The organism is Salmonella sp. 741265073_HBA (genome assembly GCF_046569105.1).
Lineage (GTDB): Bacteria > Pseudomonadota > Gammaproteobacteria > Enterobacterales > Enterobacteriaceae > Salmonella > Salmonella enterica.
The window spans coordinates 60,526-81,334 of sequence record NZ_JBKFRY010000018.1; the positions used below are offsets into that span (position 1 = coordinate 60,526).

At 55.8% G+C, this 20,809-nt stretch carries 18 protein-coding genes; 15 read left to right on the forward strand and 3 right to left on the reverse strand.

The features are described from left to right. Positions 1-1,263 (reverse strand): MFS transporter, encoded by a 1,263-nt coding sequence (locus ACLD3P_RS19770; protein ID WP_000061257.1) that lies wholly within the window; start codon positions 1,261-1,263, stop codon positions 1-3. A 305-nt stretch (positions 1,264-1,568) separates the two neighbouring features. On the opposite strand from ACLD3P_RS19770, the gene yidA reads away from it, so the two are divergent. From yidA to ACLD3P_RS19790, 4 genes are all read left to right on the forward strand, one after another. Beyond that, positions 1,569-2,381 (forward strand): sugar-phosphatase, encoded by an 813-nt coding sequence (yidA, locus tag ACLD3P_RS19775; RefSeq protein WP_000985571.1) that lies wholly within the window; start codon positions 1,569-1,571, stop codon positions 2,379-2,381. Between the two features lie 201 nt (positions 2,382-2,582). Beyond that, positions 2,583-3,605, forward strand: coding sequence for a hypothetical protein (locus ACLD3P_RS19780; RefSeq protein ID WP_131046865.1), 1,023 nt, complete (start codon positions 2,583-2,585; stop codon positions 3,603-3,605). Further along, entirely contained in the window at positions 3,602-4,741 is a 1,140-nt protein-coding gene (locus ACLD3P_RS19785) for a BamA/TamA family outer membrane protein (protein ID WP_131046864.1), read from the forward strand. Before ACLD3P_RS19780 ends, ACLD3P_RS19785 begins: the two co-directional genes overlap by 4 nt. Then, positions 4,738-5,865 carry a DUF4056 domain-containing protein gene (locus ACLD3P_RS19790; RefSeq protein WP_023205172.1) on the forward strand — a complete coding sequence of 376 codons (1,128 nt, stop codon included), beginning with the start codon at positions 4,738-4,740 and terminating at the stop codon, positions 5,863-5,865. The genes ACLD3P_RS19785 and ACLD3P_RS19790 overlap by 4 nt, the downstream gene beginning before the upstream one ends. Before the next feature lie 104 nt (positions 5,866-5,969). On the opposite strand, the gene torS is transcribed toward ACLD3P_RS19790, so the two are convergent. Next, the gene (gene torS, locus ACLD3P_RS19795) at positions 5,970-8,705 is read right to left on the reverse strand and encodes a TMAO reductase system sensor histidine kinase/response regulator TorS (RefSeq protein WP_131046863.1); all 2,736 of its coding nucleotides are present in this window, start codon (positions 8,703-8,705) and stop codon (positions 5,970-5,972) included. A 79-nt stretch (positions 8,706-8,784) separates the two neighbouring features. Between torS and torT the strand changes: the two genes are divergently transcribed. After that, on the forward strand, positions 8,785-9,825 hold the full coding sequence (gene torT / locus ACLD3P_RS19800; RefSeq protein ID WP_001202038.1) for a TMAO reductase system periplasmic protein TorT: 1,041 nt from the start codon (positions 8,785-8,787) through the stop codon (positions 9,823-9,825). On the opposite strand, the gene torR is transcribed toward torT, so the two are convergent. Continuing rightward, positions 9,798-10,490: a two-component system response regulator TorR gene (torR, locus tag ACLD3P_RS19805; RefSeq protein WP_001562512.1), complete on the reverse strand. Its 693-nt coding sequence runs from the start codon at positions 10,488-10,490 to the stop codon at positions 9,798-9,800. The two genes, torT and torR, sit on opposite strands and share 28 nt — an antisense overlap. 129 nt (positions 10,491-10,619) lie before the next feature. On the opposite strand from torR, the gene torC reads away from it, so the two are divergent. The 10 genes from torC to ACLD3P_RS19855 form a co-directional block, all read left to right on the forward strand. After that, positions 10,620-11,804, forward strand: a complete 1,185-nt coding sequence (gene torC, locus ACLD3P_RS19810; RefSeq protein ID WP_115285524.1) for a pentaheme c-type cytochrome TorC — start codon at positions 10,620-10,622, stop codon at positions 11,802-11,804. Next, complete coding sequence (gene torA / locus ACLD3P_RS19815; RefSeq protein ID WP_064000774.1) at positions 11,794-14,346, forward strand: trimethylamine-N-oxide reductase TorA; 2,553 nt, start codon at positions 11,794-11,796, stop codon at positions 14,344-14,346. The genes torC and torA overlap by 11 nt, the downstream gene beginning before the upstream one ends. Next, the gene (gene torD / locus ACLD3P_RS19820; RefSeq protein WP_000595415.1) at positions 14,339-14,971 is read left to right on the forward strand and encodes a molecular chaperone TorD; all 633 of its coding nucleotides are present in this window, start codon (positions 14,339-14,341) and stop codon (positions 14,969-14,971) included. Before torA ends, torD begins: the two co-directional genes overlap by 8 nt. A 189-nt stretch (positions 14,972-15,160) precedes the next feature. Continuing rightward, on the forward strand, positions 15,161-16,561 hold the full coding sequence (locus tag ACLD3P_RS19825; RefSeq protein ID WP_000724476.1) for a cytochrome-c peroxidase: 1,401 nt from the start codon (positions 15,161-15,163) through the stop codon (positions 16,559-16,561). A gap of 5 nt (positions 16,562-16,566) precedes the next feature. Then, complete coding sequence (gene ccmA / locus ACLD3P_RS19830; protein ID WP_000888530.1) at positions 16,567-17,184, forward strand: cytochrome c biogenesis heme-transporting ATPase CcmA; 618 nt, start codon at positions 16,567-16,569, stop codon at positions 17,182-17,184. Further along, positions 17,181-17,840: a heme exporter protein CcmB gene (gene ccmB, locus ACLD3P_RS19835; RefSeq protein ID WP_000990033.1), complete on the forward strand. Its 660-nt coding sequence runs from the start codon at positions 17,181-17,183 to the stop codon at positions 17,838-17,840. Before ccmA ends, ccmB begins: the two co-directional genes overlap by 4 nt. 51 nt (positions 17,841-17,891) lie before the next feature. Then, positions 17,892-18,629 carry a heme ABC transporter permease gene (locus ACLD3P_RS19840; RefSeq protein WP_000265994.1) on the forward strand — a complete coding sequence of 246 codons (738 nt, stop codon included), beginning with the start codon at positions 17,892-17,894 and terminating at the stop codon, positions 18,627-18,629. Further along, a complete protein-coding gene (gene ccmD, locus ACLD3P_RS19845; protein WP_000074113.1) occupies positions 18,626-18,838 on the forward strand; it encodes a heme exporter protein CcmD in 213 nt (70 codons plus the stop codon). Before ACLD3P_RS19840 ends, ccmD begins: the two co-directional genes overlap by 4 nt. Beyond that, positions 18,835-19,314 (forward strand): cytochrome c maturation protein CcmE, encoded by a 480-nt coding sequence (ccmE, locus tag ACLD3P_RS19850; RefSeq protein ID WP_001053600.1) that lies wholly within the window; start codon positions 18,835-18,837, stop codon positions 19,312-19,314. The genes ccmD and ccmE overlap by 4 nt, the downstream gene beginning before the upstream one ends. Next, the coding region (locus ACLD3P_RS19855; protein ID WP_411006724.1) for a heme lyase CcmF/NrfE family subunit at positions 19,311-20,809 on the forward strand (1,499 nt) is incomplete at its 3' end. The genes ccmE and ACLD3P_RS19855, both read left to right, overlap by 4 nt.

The following is a 20,809-nucleotide window of genomic DNA, read 5'->3' on the forward strand; positions in this document are numbered from 1 at the left end:
TTAATATTTTTTAATCGTTAAGATTAATGCCGATACCACGGCGATAGCGCTGATAAAAACCAGGCATAGTAAGCCGCCGGTATAAGTTCCAGTGATAGAAATAAATAAGCCGATAAATACGGGAGATAATGAAGAGAGTCCATTGGCGACGCCGTTCATTACGCCGCTGGCGGCGGATATGGATTTTCCTGGTATCATTCCCTGTAATAACGTCCAGGCAACGGGGGTGCCCATCGTACAGAAAGCCACAGCAAAGGAGAGGAGTACTGCTGACATATATTTATGTTCGGTTATGGTACCGAAATAGATACTGACGCCAGCGAAAAACATTAACACCATTAATATGGGAGCGCTGCGTCCTATTTTATCGACGAAGACGCCTGCGGCCGCTTTGGCAAATATCGACAGGACAAAGGGAAGCGACGCCAGCCAACCCATTTCCGCCCAACTGAACCCTCTGGCTGATTTTAGATAGGTTGGTAGCCAGGTAATCATTCCCCAATATAAACATTGCAGACACAGATACCACAGTACCAGCAGCCAATAGCTGTAGTTGGTAATCACCGGTTTTACCCGCAACATAAAACTTTCGCTGTTGCCTGCGCTTTCCGTTTCCTGTCCAGCTTTGATATAAGCCAGTTCTTGTTCGCTGATACTTTTATGTTGTTCTGGTTTATCAGCAACATATCGCCAAAGTAGCCAAAGAGGGATTAACCCGAGAGCGGCGCATAAGAAAAAGTTGGAACGCCAGCCGTGGGTGCCTATCCACCAGGTGAAAAAAGGCATCGCAATGGCGGGTGCCACCGACTGGCCGACGATCCACGCCGCGTTTGCTCTGCCGCGCTCCTGCTTCGGGAACCAGTTTTTAATAAATACGCTTTGCAGTGGATAATAAAATCCCTCTCCGATGCCCAGTAATATACGGCAAATAATAATTAGAGCGAATGATGTGGCGACTCCGCCAATCATTAAAGCGATAGTCCAGATCAGAATACAAAGCATCATTGCTTTTCTGGGGCCGAGATAATCGCCAAGCGGTGATAATACAACGTTAGCGATACCATAAGCGGCCAGAAAGACGGTCATCATCATGCCGATTTGCAAGGGCATACCTTCAATACCCATATAGGCTAAGAAGGGTTCATTCGCGGCTAATACCGAAACATTAACGCGATCGAGATAAGCAATAAATATTCCAATAAACAGACAGGCAACGATTAAAAATCTTTTCCTGGTTGGGGGGGCGGTAAGGGCCATCGACATTAGCGATCTCCTTCTCATCGGATAAGGTTATTTTAAAATATAAGTTTTTGTTGATTTTTACTGATTAAGAACCAATCCCATTAGGCTCTAAGTGATGATGTCCAAAGTAGCAATACGCATTCTTTTAGAAAAACGGTATTTTCTGTTTGATTAATGAGGTTATCTAATACATCAGGAGGGGAGAATACGGCCTGAAAAGGGGAATCTCGTTTGTGAATCTTATCCCCCTTTCTCTCGGATTCTTTACTGTTTTTTGAGCGGAATCGCGTTAGCATGAGTCAGGACTCATTTAATGCGGGGATTTCATGGCTATTAAACTCATTGCTATCGACATGGATGGCACCCTTCTGCTGCCCGATCACACCATTTCTCCGGCGGTTAAAAACGCGATTGCCGCTGCGCGTGAAAAAGGGGTAAACGTGGTGCTGACTACAGGCCGTCCGTATGCGGGTGTGCACAGTTACCTGAAAGAACTTCACATGGAACAGCCCGGTGATTATTGCATTACCTATAACGGGGCGCTGGTGCAGAAAGCAGGGGACGGCAGTACGGTTGCGCAAACGGCGCTCAGCTATGATGACTACCGTTACCTGGAAAAACTGTCCCGTGAGGTGGGTTCTCACTTCCACGCATTAGACCGAAATACGCTTTATACCGCTAACCGCGATATCAGCTACTACACGGTGCATGAGTCGTATGTGGCGACCATTCCGCTGGTATTTTGTGAAGCGGAGAAGATGGACCCGAACACCCAGTTCCTGAAAGTTATGATGATCGATGAGCCTGCCGTTCTCGACCGGGCGATTGCGCGTATACCGGCAGAGGTGAAGGAAAAGTACACCGTGCTGAAAAGTGCGCCGTACTTCCTTGAAATCCTCGATAAACGGGTTAATAAAGGCACTGGCGTAAAATCACTGGCCGAGGCGCTGGGTATTAAGCCAGAGGAGGTGATGGCGATTGGCGATCAGGAAAACGACATTGCGATGATCGAATACGCCGGTATGGGCGTGGCAATGGACAACGCCATTCCGTCGGTCAAAGAGGTGGCTAACTTTGTGACTAAATCGAACCTTGAAGATGGTGTTGCTTGGGCGATTGAACAACATGTTCTGTCCTGATTCACTCCGGCCCGATCGCCGTCGGGCCGATAGTTCCACTCATGAAGCTAATGTGTTGCAACAAAGACGTTGTAGAAAATAGTTTTTTATTTCAAAAGATTAATTCGCACAGAAATCCCGCCTACCAGGCGACGATTACTATATTCTCCCTCCTCCTTTCGATCCGGCGGCGCTTCTCGCCAGAATAAACGCTTCATCATTATGAAAAAATGCTCCCTTTTGCTGCTGGCGCTGCCCGCTATGGCTTTTTCTACCTGGGCGGCTACCAGCCCCCCGGCGAACCTGTCGCCTGTTTATAGCTATCAGGATGACGTCCCATCTGCTGCCACACCGCCAGTTGCGACAACGCCGGTGGCAAAGCCTGCCAGTACATCAGTGTTGCCTTTTCTGGGTGATGACGCCCGAAAGCGTGGCTATGAGCTTCCCGAGCCATTTGGCCTCAATATTAACTACATGAATATTGGGCAGAATATTAACGTTGATAGCATCAACTTTAATGGCCTGGCTTTAGGTCCCAACGGGGGAATTCCATTAGATAACGCATTTAAAATTAACGTCGGTCATACCCGTGAAAAGAGCAAGACCGAAACGGTCAAGCTGGATGCCTGGCTGCTGCCATTTATGAATGTGTACGGCCTGGTGGGCTATACCGATGGTCATTCCGTTTCGCAAATTGGTGTTGGGTTGATGACGAAAAATGGCCACGTTTTTCATCCCGCCGATCTGCAAAACCTCAAATTTAAACTCGACTTTAAAGGCACTACCTATGGCATCGGCACCACGCTGGTCGGCGGCGTAGGTAACTGGTTTACCGCTGTTGATGCTAACTACACCCAGACACAGTTCGATATTCTTGATGGCAGCATCGACGCCTTTACCGTCTCACCTCGCGTTGGTTACCGTTTTACCACCCCGGGTATAGATAAGATGCATCTGCCGTCGGGCAAGCTAAACGTCTGGGTCGGCAGCATGTATCAGGATGTGCAGCAGGAGTTTAAAGGCAGCCTCGACGACCTGACCATGCCGTCAGCGACGCTACAAAGGCTGGTGAGTATGGCTAACTATAACAATAACGGCCGCTTTGACGTCAAACAGCATCTACAATCACCGTGGAACATGCTGCTGGGCGCTCAGTATGAAATAACCCGCCATTTCAACGTTACCACCGAGTTTGGCTTTGCCGAGCGCAATAGCTTCTTTGTGGCCGGTGAGTACCGCTTTTGAATCGCTGCCATTACCGACTGTTGCTTTGCGTCGTCGGTGTGCTGTCCGGCGTGGCGCAGGCGTCGCTGCCCAGCCGCAGTCAGGTGGACGGCTGGCTACAACAAATGGGGGATAGCGATACTTACGATGCCGCCAAAGGCGTCAACTGGGGAGTAATGCCCGGGCCATTTTATACCCCTGAACTGGGGCTGGGCATCGGCACCGCTATCGTCGGTATGTATCGCCCCGATCCTGCCGATAAGGTTAGCCAGGTATCCACGCTGTCGCTGAGCGGCTATTTCAGCTCCACAGGCGCTTTTGGCGTAAGCCTGCAAAATTACGCTTTTTTCGCGCAAGATCGCTGGCGTTTCTTCCTCACTGGCGCATTGAGCGACACGCCCACTTACTATTGGGGACAGGGTTTTGCCGCCGGTGATAAAGACAGCCATAAGCAGGCCTATACTGCGCAGGTGCTGGATCTGCAACCCATGCTGTATCGTCGGCTTGTTAACAATATCTATCTTGGCGTTGGCTGGACGCTGGATGTACAGCACGCCGCGCAAATTGATGAGACCGATCCGCCCAAAATTCAAAGTACAGCGCAGGGCTGTTCTTCACTGAGTAACGGCGGTAGCGTTGAGATTAGCTGGGATGATCGTGATTTTATACCTAACCCACGCAAAGGGCAGTATGCCACCCTTCGCTATACCCACTTCGCGCCGGACGTCGGTAGCGATACGCGGTTCGATGAATACCAACTGCACTATAGTCGTTACTATGCCCTCAATGATAAAGATGTGCTGGCCTGGGAAACGGACGGCGCCTTTACTCAGGGTGATGTGCCGTGGAATATGCTGCCGCTGCTGGGCAGTAACCATCGTATGCGCGGCTATTATGAAGGGCGCTATCGCGATAAAAATGCTATCAGCGGTCAGCTGGAATATCGCCATAAGCTGAGCTGGCGGCATGGCGTTGTCGGTTGGGTGGGCGCGGGCACCATGGGATCGTCTTTGCATCATCTGGATGACGGGCGATGGCTGCCTTCTGCGGGCGTGGGCTATCGCTTTGAGTTCAAGCCGCGCGTCAATGTGCGGCTGGATTACGGCGTGGGCAAAGCTAGCAGCGGTTTTTATTTTCAGGTAGGAGAAGCATTTTGAGGTCCGTCGTTCGGGTTATCTTTCTGGCGCTGCTGTTTCTGGCGGGGAGCGCCCGCGCCGCCTTACCACTGTCGCTCTATTTGTCCACTCACCCAATGCCTGCTGCCAGTGAAGCCTGGCCGACGATGCCGCCGCAGCCGCTGCCAAAGGGGTTGCGGCCGTGTTGCGCTTTTGGTTACGACCTGCATGCCGAGCTGCTGGGACTGCCGGTTCCGTTCTATCAGTTAAATAACGTCGTGACGGTGGACTCGCTGGGGCATCATCAGTACAACGACCATCTGTACTCGGGCGTGGCAAACCTGATTGGCCTTAGCGGTGAGAATAACGGTATTGTGTATACCTTGCGTGGCGGATTCATCGACACCGCACATGTGCGGGATACCGCTGATATGACAGTGTATATCTTCAGCCAACTACTACCAAAGCTGGGGCAGGCTTTTACGCTGAATCTGGGCGAGGAGCTGGCCGAACGGCGTCTGGTTTTTACTGCTTTTACCCCTCCGGTCGATGCACGCGAGCGTTACACGCTGGCCGCCTGGCTGTCGGCGCATCTGGCGTTCCAGGTGGCGGAGTGGCACGAAATCGCCCAATGGTACGGTTTCGAGTCTGTTCGCGGATTTTCTGAGGGAGTATCGGCTTTTTCGCCGGAAGATCTCTATTCTAACCTCGCGGGAGCCCGTCTGGCAGCGTCTTTAATTGTCGGCGGCCAGACGAAAACGCAAGAGATGTACAACACGGCGATGGAAACCGCGCTGCGGCAAGCGCTGACGCAGCTGGCAGCGCAGCCGGCGCAGATCACCCGTTTCCAGTTTGATATGCTTGATGGCCGTTGGTGGAACAGCCAGCGGCGGGTACCGGAAAAATATCTGGTGCTGCATCGTAATTATCAGATGGGCGATGACCGCCTGCCGACCGCCATTCCTGGCGAGATAATGCCGCTATTGCCGCTGAGCTTGCCCCATCGCTGGCGCGGTATCCAGCTTAGCACGCTGGCGCAACTACAATTGTGGCCCAGCGAGGATATGGCGCAGCTACCGCCTCCCGCGCACTATTACAGCGAAAAAGATTTTGCCGCCCTGGCGGAGCAGGCACGGCTACAGGACGAAAAAACACAGAATCATTAAACAGGCAGTAGCCGTAGGCTATTTCCCTCTTATACCCTCGGCGTACTGTTTTATGTCCTGATAACTGGCGATGTGAAACGCGTCGTTTGGCGAGCCGGAAGCTATTATGGCGAAGGATGACCGGCTATCCATGCGTCGAGCGCCGTCACTCCCTGCGTCACGATAGTTTTAATATCTATATCGCTAAGCGGTTGCAATTCCAGCTCCCGACAGGCTTCGGTTGCCTGCGTCATCCCCAGGCTGGCGCAGCCGCTTTTTAATTTATGCGCCAGCCGCTTAATGTTAACGTCGTCATTCATGGCGCGCGCCGCCTCGATCTCCTCGACTAAAGGCAGCGCGCTGTCTTTGAATAACGCGACCCATTGCCGGAGTTTTTCCGGGCCGACAGACGCCATATCGCCGGCAAGCTGATGTTCATTCAGCATCGCCCGCGCGTTGTGAGATTTGCCCTGTAAATAGTGCGCTATCATACGGTAAAGCTCCTCGCGGGGAACGGGCTTTTGAATAATCCCGCAGAAAAGACCGGCGGTACGCTGACGAAGATTATCGTCTATCACATGCGCGCTAAAACCAATGCGTTTCATGGCGGGATACAGGCTCATCAACTGCTGCGCCAGGGTTAAGCCGTCATAATCCGGTAAATCAAAATCCACCAGCGCCACATCAAAGGGCTCGCCTTCGGCTAAACGGCGTAGCGCGTCATTCGCACTTTCAGCTACTGAGACCTTCACCCCTTTACCCGTGAGCATTTCAGCGGTAATACGCTGCGTCAGCATATTATCTTCAATCAGCAACAGGCGTAGTCCGTTAAGATTTATCGGTTCCCTGAACGCATTTTTGCTTGCGGGTTTGGGGTGGCGAACCGGCAGTTGTAAGCGAAAACAACTGCCAACATGAAGCGTACTGGTGACGGTTAGCGTCCCGCCCATCGCCTCTGCCAGGCTGGCGCTGATAGCCAGCCCCAGGCCCGTCCCGCCCCGGCGTCCTGTCGCCTGCACAAACGGTTTGAAAATAGCCGTCAGCTTCGCTTCAGGGATACCGCATCCGGTATCTTCAACCTCAATAAACCAGCTCTGATCGTCGCAAAACGTGCGTAGCACTATGCTGCCGCGATCGGTAAATTTCGCCGCATTACTTAAAAGATTAATCACAATTTGACGTATCCGGCGCGGATCGCCTTGTAGCGTGGAGGGGAGTTGCTCGCTAAAGTCGGCGATGAGCGCCACCTGCACGCGGCTGTGCATTAAATGCAGCGCGCTATTCAACAATAGTCGCGGTTCAAACGGCTCCTCGCTAATAGAAACGTTGGTGCCGCCTACTTCAATCGCCGAGTAATCAAGAATATCGTTAAGAATCGCCAGTAGCGATTCGCCTGAATCATTAATGGCCTGTAAGTCGTCGCGGTAGTTTGCCATGAGCGGTTTATCGGCCAGCAATTGTACCGTACCGAGAATGCCGTAAAGCGGCGTGCGAATTTCATGGCTCATGGCGGCAAGGAACGTCGATTTCGCCTCGTTGGCCTTTTCTGCTTCGGCGCGCGCCTGCCGGTGTTCCAGCACCAGCGCATGAAGCTCCGCCGTTTGCGATCGCACCTGTTCCGCCAAATCCTCACGATGGCGGTTCAATTTGCGCACGTTGGCGCGAAACGCTTCCATCAGACGGCTGATGGTATCCAGTTCGCTGACGCCAGCCGCCTCCGGAAACGGTGAGTCAATATCGCCCTCCAGTAGCCGCTGTAAGGCCTGAGTTTGTTGCGCCAGCGGGCGGGATACGGAACGGTAAACCACTCGCCAAAGAATAAAACTTAATGAGCACAGCGCCAGGATGCCTAAGATCACTAACCCTATTTGCCCACGCTGACTGGCGTGTGTAAGACGCGCTAACCCAGCCTCGTTTCGTTTTTCGATGGCGTTCACCAACTGCGACACTTCCGTACTGAAGCGGGTAAACTGAAAGAGGTTATTGGCCATAAGCGTTTGAAGCTGGTCGCGGATGGCGTTTTCCTTACGAAACAGGGTAACCAGTGTGGTGTACTGGTTTATTTTCTCCAGCGCGTCGGCGATTTGGGCGCGAACGGTAGGATCTTCTATACGCTGCTGGCGGCGGGATAAAATTTTAACCAACTGATTAAGTTTTTCATCGGTGTCCTCGGCATCGCTCAGCCCTTGCGCGTCTTTTAAGGTCACAATGAGCTGCTTAAACCGCAGGGCATTGACCCGCAGCTCATTCATCTGATTCACATACTCAAGGTCGATATCAATCAGTCGGTCAAGCGCGCGTTCAGCCTGGTCCCCTTTACCGCTTTCGATAAGATCGTAAATACCGGCCTGGGTGGCGCCTGCAGATGTCGCTGCATTATTGGCCTGACCGTGAGCCTGGGCGGCAATGCTTTCCGCCGCCTCCGCAATCTGGCGGCTTAACTGCTGTTGCTGTGCGCGCAGCGTGAGAATTTCACCGACCAGCGTTCCCTGTTGCCCAAGCGTTTGTGCAATCTCTTTTTCTTGCCGGGCGATGGCCGAGGTATTAAATCCCTGCTCGCTTAATGCCTGCAAAAGATGGTTAATTTTAAGGCTTTGCGCTTTCAGCATCTTCCCCTGCGCCAGCCAAACGCCCTCACTGTCGGCATTGGTCAGATTTTGCGCGGAAAAGAGCTCGTAAGCGCTGGCTTCGCTTAACTGCCTGGCCATATTCATCGTGGGGAGCAGCGCTTGCGTATTGGTTTGCTCCACCTGACTAATGACGCGCAGGCTTATCCAGCCGATCACGGTGCTGAGCAGGGTGAGCGCCGCCATCAGGGCGAAGGCCAGCCATAATCTGCGGGTCAGTGAAGGCGTTGACATTTATGCGCCGCGGGTGAAATGGGTTGAGTTGCCGCCGGAAGAACCATTAGGATAAAACCTTGTTGCTGGTGGGGCTATCATGCGCGCGCTTATTTCGTTCTTTTTTTTGATAATCATCGTCTCGAATGTAGAAACGGCGTCAGCCGAAACCGGACTGCTACACTGGACGCGAGCCGATCGGGCGATTCCCTGGCGGCAAACGTCAGTCAATGCGAGTAAACCCTGGAAACTGTGCGCATTATACCCCAGCCTGAAAGATTCTTACTGGTTGTCCGTCAACTACGGGATGCAAAAAGCGGCCAAATTGTATGGCGTTGATTTAAAAGTGCTGGAAGCGAATGGCTATCGGCAACTGGCGACGCAACAACAGCAAATGATGCAATGCCGGGAGTGGGGCGCCGACGCTATTCTGCTTGGCAGCAGTACCGATCGTTTCCCGGAACTGGAACGGTATGCCGGTAATGTGCCGGTTATTGAACTGGTGAACATGATTCACGATGCCAGCGTCGCAACCCGCGTTGGTCTGCCGTGGTTTCAGATGGGGTATCTGCCGGGACGTTTCCTGGTGCAGTGGAGCAAAGGAAAAGCGCTTAACGTTTTACTCTTCCCGGGGCCGGAAGAAGCCGGCGGCAGTCAGGAGATGGTGGCGGGTTTTCGTCAGGCAATTAAAGGCAGCGCCATCAACATTGTGGATATCGCCTGGGGCGATAACGACATTGAAGTGCAGCGAAACTTACTCCAGGAAATGCTGGAGCGCCATCCGGACGCCAATGTGGTCGCCGGGTCGGCGATAGCGGCGGAGGCGGCGATGGGCGAAGGGCGAAATTTGACGACTCCGCTCACGATCGTCTCATTTTATCTGACGCATCAGGTTTATCGCGGTTTAAAACGCGGCCATATCCTGATGGCGCTCAGCGATCAGATGGCCTGGCAGGGAGAATTAGCGATAACGCAGTCGATTAAGGTCTTACAGGGGCAACCGGTGCCTGAAAATATCAGCCCGCCGGTGCTTATTTTGACGCATAACAACGCCGACAGCGCGCGCGTTCGCCGTTCGCTATCGCCTCCGGGATTTCGGCCCGTCTATCTGTATCAATACACCTCCGAGGCTAAAAAGTAGCCTTCGCCATGCTGTGTGACCAGCAGTTCCGGCGTAATTTTATGGCGTAAGCGGCGAACCAGGACATCAATCGTGCGGAGATCCGGAGTCTCTACGCGGCGGGCGGAAAGCATTCGCAGCAGACGTTCGCGATGCAGCACTTTGCCTGGGTTGGTCACAAAGGCCAGCAGTAACTCGTACTCCGCGCGCGTAAGCTTAATGGCTTCACCATTGTGCTCCAGCGTATGATTCATCACGTTCAGGCAGTAACCGGAAAACATATAGCAGTTTTCACTGGCATTTTGCGGCGTGGGGCGGGCCAGATCGATGCGCCACAAAAGATTTTTCACCCGCACTACCAGCTCGCGCAGTTCCAGCGGCTTGGTGACGTAGTCGTCCGCGCCCATCTCCAGCCCGACGATGCGGTCGATTTGGTCGCAACGCCCCGTCACCAGAATAATGCCCACCGTGGAACGTTCGCGTAGCGCCCTGGTCAGCATCAACCCGTTTTCGTCGGGGAGGTTGATATCCAGCAGGATCAGCGAAACGTGCTCATGCTCCATGATGTCGCGCAGGCCCGCGCCGCTGTCGGTCACCGAAACGCGATACCCCTCCTGCTCAAAATAGGCCTGTAATCTGGCCTGAGTAACAGGTTCATCCTCAACAATAACAATGTGATGTGACATCCTGCGCGCGGTCTCTTTCTGTTCATATCTGTTCATATATTGCCGTATCCCGTTCATCCTGACCAGTGACGCTGTTCATATTTGCGGAATAAGATCTGCGCATTAAACCATATAATTACAGGGGCTATTATGCGAAAACTCTGGAGAGCGCTACTCAGGCCAAGCGCCCGTTGGTCGATACTGGCGCTGGTCATTGTCGGGATTGTGATCGGCGTTGCGCTGATCGTGTTACCTCACGTCGGTATCAAACTGACCAGTACGACAGAGTTTTGCGTCAGCTGCCATAGTATGCAGCCGGTGTATCAGGAATATAAACAGTCCGTACATTTCCAGAACGCTTCCGGCGTACGCGCGGAATGTCACGATTGCCATATCCCCCCTGATATTCCAGGCATGGTGAAACGTAAGCTGGAAGCCAGCAACGATCTTTACCAGACATTTATCGCCCACTCGATTGATACCCCGGAAAAATTTGAAGCCAAACGTGCCGAGCTTGCCGAGCGTGAATGGGCGCGCATGAAAGAGAATAACTCCGCGACCTGTCGTTCCTGCCATAACTACGATGCGATGGATCACGCGAAACAGAACCCGGAAGCGGCGCGGCAAATGAAAATCGCCGCGAAAGAAAATCAGTCCTGCATCGACTGCCATAAAGGGATTGCCCACCAGCTACCGGATATGAGCAGCGGTTTCCGTAAACAGTTTGATGAACTGCGCGCCAGCGCCAGTACGCATAATGACGGCGATACGCTCTATTCGCTGGATATCAAGCCGATTTACGCCGATAAAGGCGATAAAGAACCGGCAGGTTCGTTGTTACCTGCTTCTGAAGTGAAAGTCCTTAAACGGGACGGTGACTGGCTGCAAGTGCAAATCGAAGGCTGGACGGAGACGGACGGTCGTCAGCGCGTACTGACGCAGCTGCCCGGTAAACGTATTTTTGTCGCCTCGATTCGCGGCGATGTGCAACAGCATGTGAAAACGCTGGAAGAGACCACCGTCGCGGCGACCAATACTCAGTGGAGCAAATTACAGGCAACTGCGTGGATGCAGAAAGGCGACATGGTAAATGACATTAAACCGATTTGGGCCTATGCCGACTCCCTCTATAACGGCACCTGTAATCAGTGTCACGGCGCGCCGGACAAAGCGCACTTTGACGCTAACGGCTGGATCGGCACGCTCAACGGCATGATCGGTTTCACCAGTCTGGATAAGCGTGAAGAACGTACCTTGTTGAAATATCTCCAGATGAATGCGTCTGATACCACCAACACGCCGCACAGCGATAAGGGAGAACACAATGAAAAATAAGGACACGCTACACGTCTCTCGTCGACGTTTTCTGGCGCAGCTTGGCGGCTTGACGGTGGCAGGAATGCTGGGGCCGTCACTACTGACGCCCCGTAGCGCCCGCGCGGCGGATGCCGTTGCACCAGGCGCCGCGACGAAAGAGGGTATCCTTACCGGCTCTCACTGGGGGGCGATTCGCGCCACGGTGGTTGACGGTCGATTTGTGGCGGCAAAACCGTTTGAACAGGATAAATACCCGTCCAAAATGATCGCCGGCCTGCCCGATCACGTCCACAACGCGGCGCGTATTCGCTATCCGATGGTGCGCGTCGACTGGATGCGCAAAGGTCATCAAAGCGACACCTCGCAGCGCGGCGATAATCGTTTTGTGCGCGTCTCCTGGGATGAAGCGCTGGATCTGTTCTATCAGGAACTGGAGCGGGTGCAAAAAACCTACGGGCCGAGCGCGCTACTGACGGCGAGCGGCTGGCAATCTACCGGCATGTTCCATAACGCCTCCGGGATGCTGGCGCGCGCGATTGCGCTACATGGCAATAGCGTTAGCACGGGAGGGGACTATTCGACCGGCGCGGCGCAGGTGATTCTGCCGCGCGTGGTGGGTTCAATGGAAGTGTACGAGCAGCAAACGTCATGGCCTCTGGTTTTACAGAACAGTAAAACGATTGTGCTATGGGGTTCTGATATGGTGAAAAACCAGCAGGCAAACTGGTGGTGCCCGGATCACGATGTCTATCAGTACTATGAACAATTAAAAGAAAAAGTTGCCAGCGGCGCTATCTCGGTCATCAGCATCGACCCGGTCGTCACCTCCACGCACGATTATCTGGGGCGCGATAAGGTCAAACATATCGCCATTAACCCGCAGACGGATGTCCCGTTACAACTGGCGCTGGCGCATACCCTGTACAGCGAGAAACTGTACGATAAAAATTTCCTCGATAACTACTGCGTCGGTTTTGACCAGTTCCTCCCCTATTTGCTGGGCGAGAAAGATGGACAGCCCAAAGATGCCGCCTGGGCGGAAAAACTGTGCGGTATTGACGCCGACACCATCCGCGCGTTGGCGCGGCAGATGGCGGGCGACAGAACGCAAATCATCGCTGGCTGGTGCGTACAACGTATGCAGCATGGCGAACAGTGGTCTTGGATGGTCGTCGTGCTGGCGGCAATGCTGGGACAGATTGGTTTACCGGGCGGCGGCTTTGGTTTTGGCTGGCACTACAACGGCGCCGGGACGCCTGGCCGTAAAGGGATCATTTTAAGCGGCTTTTCCGGTTCGACGACCGTTCCGCCAGTACACGACAGCACGGATTACAAAGGCTACAGCAGCACCATTCCTATTGCGCGTTTTATGGATGCCATTCTTGAACCGGGCAAGGTCATTAACTGGAACGGCAAATCGGTTAAATTACCGCCGCTGAAGATGTGCGTGTTCGCCGGGACTAACCCGTTCCACCGACACCAACAAATTAACCGCATAATTGAAGGGTGGCGCAAGCTGGAAACGGTCATCGCTATTGATAACCAGTGGACGTCGACCTGCCGCTTTGCGGATATCGTTTTGCCGGCTACCACCCAATTTGAGCGTAACGACCTCGATCAATTCGGCAACCACTCTAACCGCGGCATTATCGCCATGAAACAGGTGGTGTCGCCACAGTTTGAAGCGCGTAACGACTTTGATATTTTCCGCGATCTCTGCCGACGCTTTAACCGTGAAGCGGCATTCACGGAAGGTCTTGATGAAATGGGCTGGCTGAAACGCATCTGGCAGGAAGGGAGCCAGCAGGGAAAAGGTCGCGGTATCCACTTACCGACTTTCGAGGTGTTCTGGAATCAACAGGAGTACATCGAGTTTGATCATCCGCAGATGTTTGTGCGCCATCAGGCTTTCCGTGAAGATCCGGATCTGGAGCCGTTGGGCACGCCAAGCGGTTTGATCGAGATTTACTCCAAAACGATCGCCGACATGCAATACGACGATTGTCAGGGCCATCCCATGTGGTTCGAAAAAATCGAACGCTCGCATGGCGGGCCGGGATCGCAGCGCTGGCCGCTGCACTTACAATCCGTCCACCCTGATTTCCGTCTGCATTCCCAACTATGCGAGTCGGAAACGCTGCGTCAGCAATATGCCGTTGGCGGCAAGGAGCCGGTCTTTATTAACCCACAGGATGCCAGCGCGCGCGGGATCCGCAACGGTGACATCGTGCGGGTATTCAATGCACGCGGGCAGGTACTGGCGGGGGCGGTAGTTTCCGATCGCTATGCGCCGGGCGTGGCGCGAATTCATGAAGGCGCCTGGTACGATCCTGATAAAGGCGGCGATCTCAACGCGTTATGTAAGTACGGCAACCCTAACGTATTAACGCTGGATATCGGTACATCACAGCTCGCGCAGGCGACCAGCGCGCATACGACGCTGGTGGAAATTGAAAAATATACCGGCCCTATTGATAACGTCACGGCGTTTAACGGTCCGGTCGAGATGGTCGCGCAGTGTGAATATGTACCCGCATCGCAGGGGAATCCGCATGATTAAGCAGCCAGCGCTTGCTCAGGAACAGTACGCCTGCGTATATGCATGGCTGGCGTTACTCTTTTTCCGGGAAGTGGATGATGAAGGGTTAATACAATTACAGTCCGCGGAGATCGCGGACTGGCTGGCGCTGTTAAAGCGTCAGCCTGCGCTGGCGGCGTCGGTGGCGTTACTCGAACAAAAAATTGCCGCGCTTAGCCTGCGCCAGGATGCGCAGCTGGAGCTGGCCGCAGATTTTTGCGGATTGTTCCTGATGACGGATAAAAAATCGGCCTTGCCCTACGCCTCGCAATACCCGCAGCAGGAACCCGGCATGATTAAACATTTATTGCTTGAAGCCGGGATGGAAGTCAACGACGATTTTAAAGAGCCGGCCGACCACCTGGCGATTTATCTGGAATTACTCAGCCATTTACATTTTTCATTGGGTGAATCGTTCCAACAACGGAGAATGAATAAATTACGCCAGAAAACATTGTCGTCATTACTGGAATGGCTTCCGGAATTTACAAATAATTGCCTTAAGCATGATCCCTATGGTTTTTATGCTGCGTTAAGTCAATTATTGTTGGCTATCGTTCGTTTTGATGACGGAAAAGAGGATTTATCCATTGTTGCGGCTGAATAAACCCTGTGACGGGCATCGCAAAATAAATCTTACGATAGTCGGGGGTTATCATATCTATAGGTTTAGCCAATTGTAATTATTGATACCAATCAATATCCATGATGGGTTTGTATTTAGTATTGACGGGCCTCATGAGTAAAAAAATAAAATTTAATTAATCATGCCGCAATACCCCATAAGGATAGTGATATGAAAAAAATTACTCTCTATGCAACAACGGTTATCACCGTTGGGCTGTTATGTTATTTAGGTTTGTCCGGGTATGTATGGTATTACGACAAACAGCGCAGTAAAAAAAGCGATGTGCAGGCCTCGGTTGTGGGTGAAAATAATAAAATACTGGGTTATTTCAGGGAGAAAGGATGTGATTATTGTCATACGCCTTCCGCTGAATTACCTTTTTATTCCTCTTTTCCGGTGGCAAAGCAGCTAATGGATTACGATATCCAGCTCGGCTACAAGTCGTTTAACCTGGAGGCGGTACGGGCCGCCCTGATTGCGGATACGCCGGTGCCGCAAAGCGAACTGAATAAAATTGAATGGGTTATGCAACATCAGACTATGCCGCCAACCCGCTATGTCGCGCTGCACTGGGCGGGGGGCGTCAGCGATAAAGAGCGTACTGACATCCTGAACTGGATAGCCGATCAGCGTGAGCGCAACTATGCCAGCGCCGATACCGACCCCGCGCACCGGAATGAACCCGTTCAGCCTATTCCGCGCAATATTCCCGTCGATGCGAAAAAAGTCGACTTAGGTTTCCGTCTTTATCATGATGAACGTTTATCCGGCGACAGCACAATATCCTGTGCGCATTGTCACGCGTTAAATGCGGGCGGTGTCGATGGCAGAAAAACCTCAATTGGCGTTGGCGGTGCGGTAGGACCAATAAATGCGCCGACGGTATTCAACTCCGTATTTAATATCGAACAATTTTGGGATGGTCGTGCTGCAACTCTGCAGGAGCAAGCAGGCGGACCGCCGTTAAATCCTATTGAAATGGCTTCTAAATCCTGGGATGAAATTATTAGCAAGCTTGATAAAGATCCTGTCCTGAAAAAAGATTTCCAGGCGGTTTATCCGCAAGGATTTACCGGGGAAAATATTACTGATGCGATCGCCGAATTCGAAAAAACGTTGATAACGCCGGATTCCGCCTTTGATAAATGGCTACGTGGAGATGAAAATGCGCTGACCGCGCAACAGAAACACGGTTATCAATTATTTAAAGAAAATAAATGTGCAACCTGTCACGGCGGTATCATTTTAGGCGGGCGCTCTTTTGAACCATTGGGATTAAAGCGAGACTTTAATTTTGGCGAAATTACCGCAGCGGATATTGGTCGTATGAACGTCACCAAAGAGGTTCGCGATAAATTACGGCAAAAAGTCCCGGGCTTACGCAACGTCGCGTTAACGGCGCCTTATTTCCATCGGGGCGACGTACCGACGCTGGATGGCGCGGTAAAACTGATGCTGCGTTACCAGGTTGGCACCGATCTGCCGCAAAACGATATTGACGATATCGTCGCCTTCCTGGAAAGCCTGACCGGTGTTTATACGCCATATCAACCTGAATATGCGCAATGACAATGATGCTTGAAGCCAGAGATCTGTACTGCGAGCGGGACGAGAGGACGCTGTTTCGCGGGCTGTCGTTCACCGTGGACGCCGGGGAGTGGGTGCAGGTCACCGGCGGCAACGGCGCCGGAAAAACCACCCTGCTGCGCCTGCTGACCGGGCTGGCGCGCCCGGACGGCGGGGAGGTGTACTGGCAGGGCGAGCCCCTGCGCCGCGTGCGCGACAGCTTCCATCGCAGCCTGCTGTGGATAGGGCACCAGCCGGGGATTAAAACCCGCCTGACGGCGCGGGAGAACCTGCACTTCTTCCACCCCGGCGACGGCGCGCGCCTCCCGGAGGCGCTGGCGCAGGCCGGGCTGGCGGGATTTGAGGACGTGCCGGTCGCCCGGCTTTCGGCCGGGCAGCAGCGCCGGGTGGCGCTGGCCCGCCTGTGGCTGACCCGCGCCGCGCTGTGGGTGCTCGACGAGCCGTTCACCGCCATTGACGTTAACGGCGTGGCGCGCCTCACCCGGCGGATGGCGGCGCACACGGCGCAGGGCGGGATGGTCATTCTCACCACCCACCAGCCGCTGCCGGGGGCCGCGGACACCGTCCGCCGCCTGGCGCTGACCGGCGGGGAGGCAGGGCTGTGATGTGGCGTGTCTTCTGTCTCGAACTGCGCGTGGCGTTCCGCCACGGCGCGGACATCGCCGGCCCGCTGTGGTTCTTCCTGATGGTCATCACCCTGTTTCCGTTAAGCGTCGGGCCGCAGCCGCAGCTGCTGGCGCGTATCGCGCCGGGCATCATCCAGGTGGCGGCGCTGCTGGCCTCGCTGCTGGCGCTGGAGCGGCTGTTTCGCGACGACCTGCAGGACGGCAGCCTGGAGCAGCTGATGCTGCTGCCGGTGCCGCTGCCGGCGGTGGTGCTGGCGAAGGTGCTGGCCCACTGGGCGGTGACCGGCCTGCCGCTGATTATGCTCTCCCCGCTGGTGGCGCTGCTGCTGGGGATGGACGTGTACGGCTGGAAAATCATGGCGCTGACGCTGCTGCTCGGCACGCCGGCGCTGGGGTTTCTCGCCGCGCCGGGCGTCGGGCTGACGGCCGGGCTGCGGCGCGGCGGCGTCCTGCTGGGCATTCTGGTGCTGCCGCTGAGTGTCCCGGTGCTGATTTTCGCCGCCGCGGCGATGGACGCGGCATCGATGCATTTACCCGCTGACGGCTATCTGGCGGTGCTGGGGGCGCTGCTGGCGGGCAGCGCGACGTTAAGCCCCTTCGCCACCGCGGCGGCGCTGCGCCTCAGCGTGCAGTAGCGCCCCGGCGCGACGGACATTTTACTGGTTTCAGGAGGTCAGGTGACGACTATGTGGAAAACCCTTCATCAGCTGGCGGCGCCGCCCCGGCTGTATCAGATTTGCGGCAGGCTCGTGCCGTGGCTGGCGGCGGCCGGCATCATCGCGCTGGCCACCGGCTGGGTCCGGGGCTTTGGTTTCGCCCCGGCGGACTACCAGCAGGGGGAGGGCTACCGCATTATGTACCTGCATGTCCCGGCGGCCATCTGGTCAATGGGTATCTATGCGGCGATGGCGGTGGCGGCGTTTACCGGGCTGGTCTGGCAGATGAAAATGGCCAGCCTTGCCGTCGCGGCGATGGCGCCGGTGGGGGCGGTGTACACCTTCATCGCGCTGGTCACCGGCGCGGCGTGGGGCAAACCGATGTGGGGCACCTGGTGGGTGTGGGACGCGCGCCTGACCTCGGAGCTGGTGCTGCTGTTTCTCTACGCCGGGGTCATCGCCCTGTGGCACGCCTTTGACGACCGTAAAATGGCCGGGCGCGCGGCGGGCATTCTGGTGCTGGTCGGCGTGGTGAACCTGCCGGTTATCCACTATTCCGTCGAGTGGTGGAACACCCTGCACCAGGGCTCGACGCAGATGCAGCAGAGTATCGACCCGGCGATGCGCTCGCCGCTGCGCTGGGCCATCGCCGGCTACCTGCTGCTCTTTATGACGCTGGCGCTGATGCGGATGCGCAACCTGATTTTACTGATGGAAAAACGCCGCCCGTGGGTGAGCGAACTGATACTGAAAAGGGGGCACCGGTGAGTCCGGCATTTTCATCGTGGAGCGATTTTTTCGCCATGGGCGGGTACGCCTTTTTTGTCTGGCTGGCGGTGGCGATGACCGTGGCGCCGCTGGTGCTGCTGGCGCTGCACACGGTGCTGCAGCGCCGGGCCATTCTGCGCGGCGTGGCGCAGCAGCGGGCGCGCGAGGCGCGGATGCGTGCCGCACAGGCGCAACAGGAGGCCGCGTGAACCTGCGACGTAAAAACCGGCTATGGGTGGTCTGCGCGGTGCTGGCGGGCCTGGCGCTGACCACCGCCCTGGTCCTGTACGCGCTGCGCGCGAATATCGACCTGTTCTATACCCCCGGCGAAATCCTCTACGGCAAGCGCGAGACGCAGCAGCTGCCGGCGGCGGGCCAGCGCCTGCGCGTCGGCGGGATGGTGATGCCCGGCAGCGTCAGGCGCGACCCGGACTCGCTGAAGGTGAACTTCAGCCTCTACGACGCCGAGGGGTCGGTGACGGTGAGCTATGAGGGGATACTGCCGGACCTGTTCCGCGAGGGGCAGGGGGTGGTGGTGCAGGGCACCCTGGAGAAGGGCAACCACGTCCTGGCGCACGAGGTGCTGGCCAAGCATGACGAGAACTACACCCCGCCGGAAGTGGAAAAGGCGATGCAGGAAAACCACCGCCGCCCGCAACGCGCTGATAAGGACACCTCATCATGATGCCTGAATACGGCCACGCGCTGCTGTGCCTGGCGCTCGGCGTGGCGCTGCTGCTGTCCGTTTACCCGCTGTGGGGCGTGGCGCGCGGCGACGCGCGGATGATGGCGTCGGCCGGGGTGTTCGCCTGGCTGCTGTTTATCTGCGTGGCGGGCGCGTTTTTCGTGCTGGTGCACGCCTTTGTGGTTAACGACTTCACCGTGGCCTATGTCGCCGGCAACTCGAACACGCAGCTGCCGGTGTGGTACCGGGTGGCCGCCACCTGGGGGGCGCACGAGGGCTCGCTGCTGCTGTGGGTGCTGCTGATGAGCGGCTGGACCCTGGCGGTGGCGGTGTTCAGCCGGCAGGTGCCGGCGGATATCGTCGCCCGGGTGCTGGCGGTGATGGGGATGGTCTGCGCCGGTTTTCTGGTGTTCATCCTGTTCACCTCCGGCCCGTTCGCCCGCACGCTGCCGGCCTTTCCGGTGGAGGGGCGCGACCTGAACCCGCTGCTGCAGGACCCGGGGCTGATTTTCCACCCGCCGCTGCTGTACATGGGCTATGTCGGCTTCTCGGTGGCTTTCGCCTTCGCCATCGCCGCGCTGCTGAGCGGGCGTCTGGACAGCGCGTTCACCCGTTTTGCCCGCCCGTGGACGCTGGCGGCGTGGGTGTTCCTGACGCTGGGCATCGTGCTCGGCTCGGCGTGGGCCTACTACGAGCTGGGCTGGGGCGGCTGGTGGTTCTGGGACCCGGTGGAGAACGCCTCCTTTATGCCGTGGCTGGCGGGCACCGCCCTGCTGCACTCGCTGGCGGTCACGGAACAGCGCGCCGGCTTTAAGGCGTGGACGCTGCTGCTGTCCATCTGCGCCTTCTCGCTGTGCCTGCTGGGCACCTTCCTGGTGCGCTCCGGGGTGCTGGTGTCGGTGCACGCCTTCGCCTCCGACCCGGCGCGCGGAATGTTTATCCTCGCCTTTATGGTGCTGGTCACCGGCGGCTCGCTGCTGCTGTTCGCCGTGCGCGGGCACAGGGTGCGTTCGCGGGTGAACAACACGCTGTGGTCGCGCGAGTCGCTGCTGCTCGGCAATAACGTCCTGCTGATGGCCGCCATGCTGGTGGTGCTGCTGGGCACCCTGCTGCCGCTGGTGCACAAACAGCTGGGGCTGGGCAGCATTTCGGTGGGGGAGCCGTTCTTTAACACCATGTTCACCTGGCTGATGGTCCCCTTTGCCCTGCTGCTGGGGGTGGGGCCGCTGGTGCGCTGGGGCCGGGACCGGCCGCGTAACATCAGGAAACTGCTGCTCACCGCCCTGGTCTCCACCCTGGTGCTGTCGGTACTTTTGCCATGGCTGCTGGAAGATAAAATCATCGCCATGACGGCGGTGGGGATGGCGATGGCCTGCTGGATTGCGGTGCTGGCGGTGGCCGAAGCCGTACAGCGCGTGTCCCGCGGCGCCAGGATTTCCCTCAGCTACCTGGGGATGGTGGCGGCGCACCTCGGGCTGGCGGTGACGATTACCGG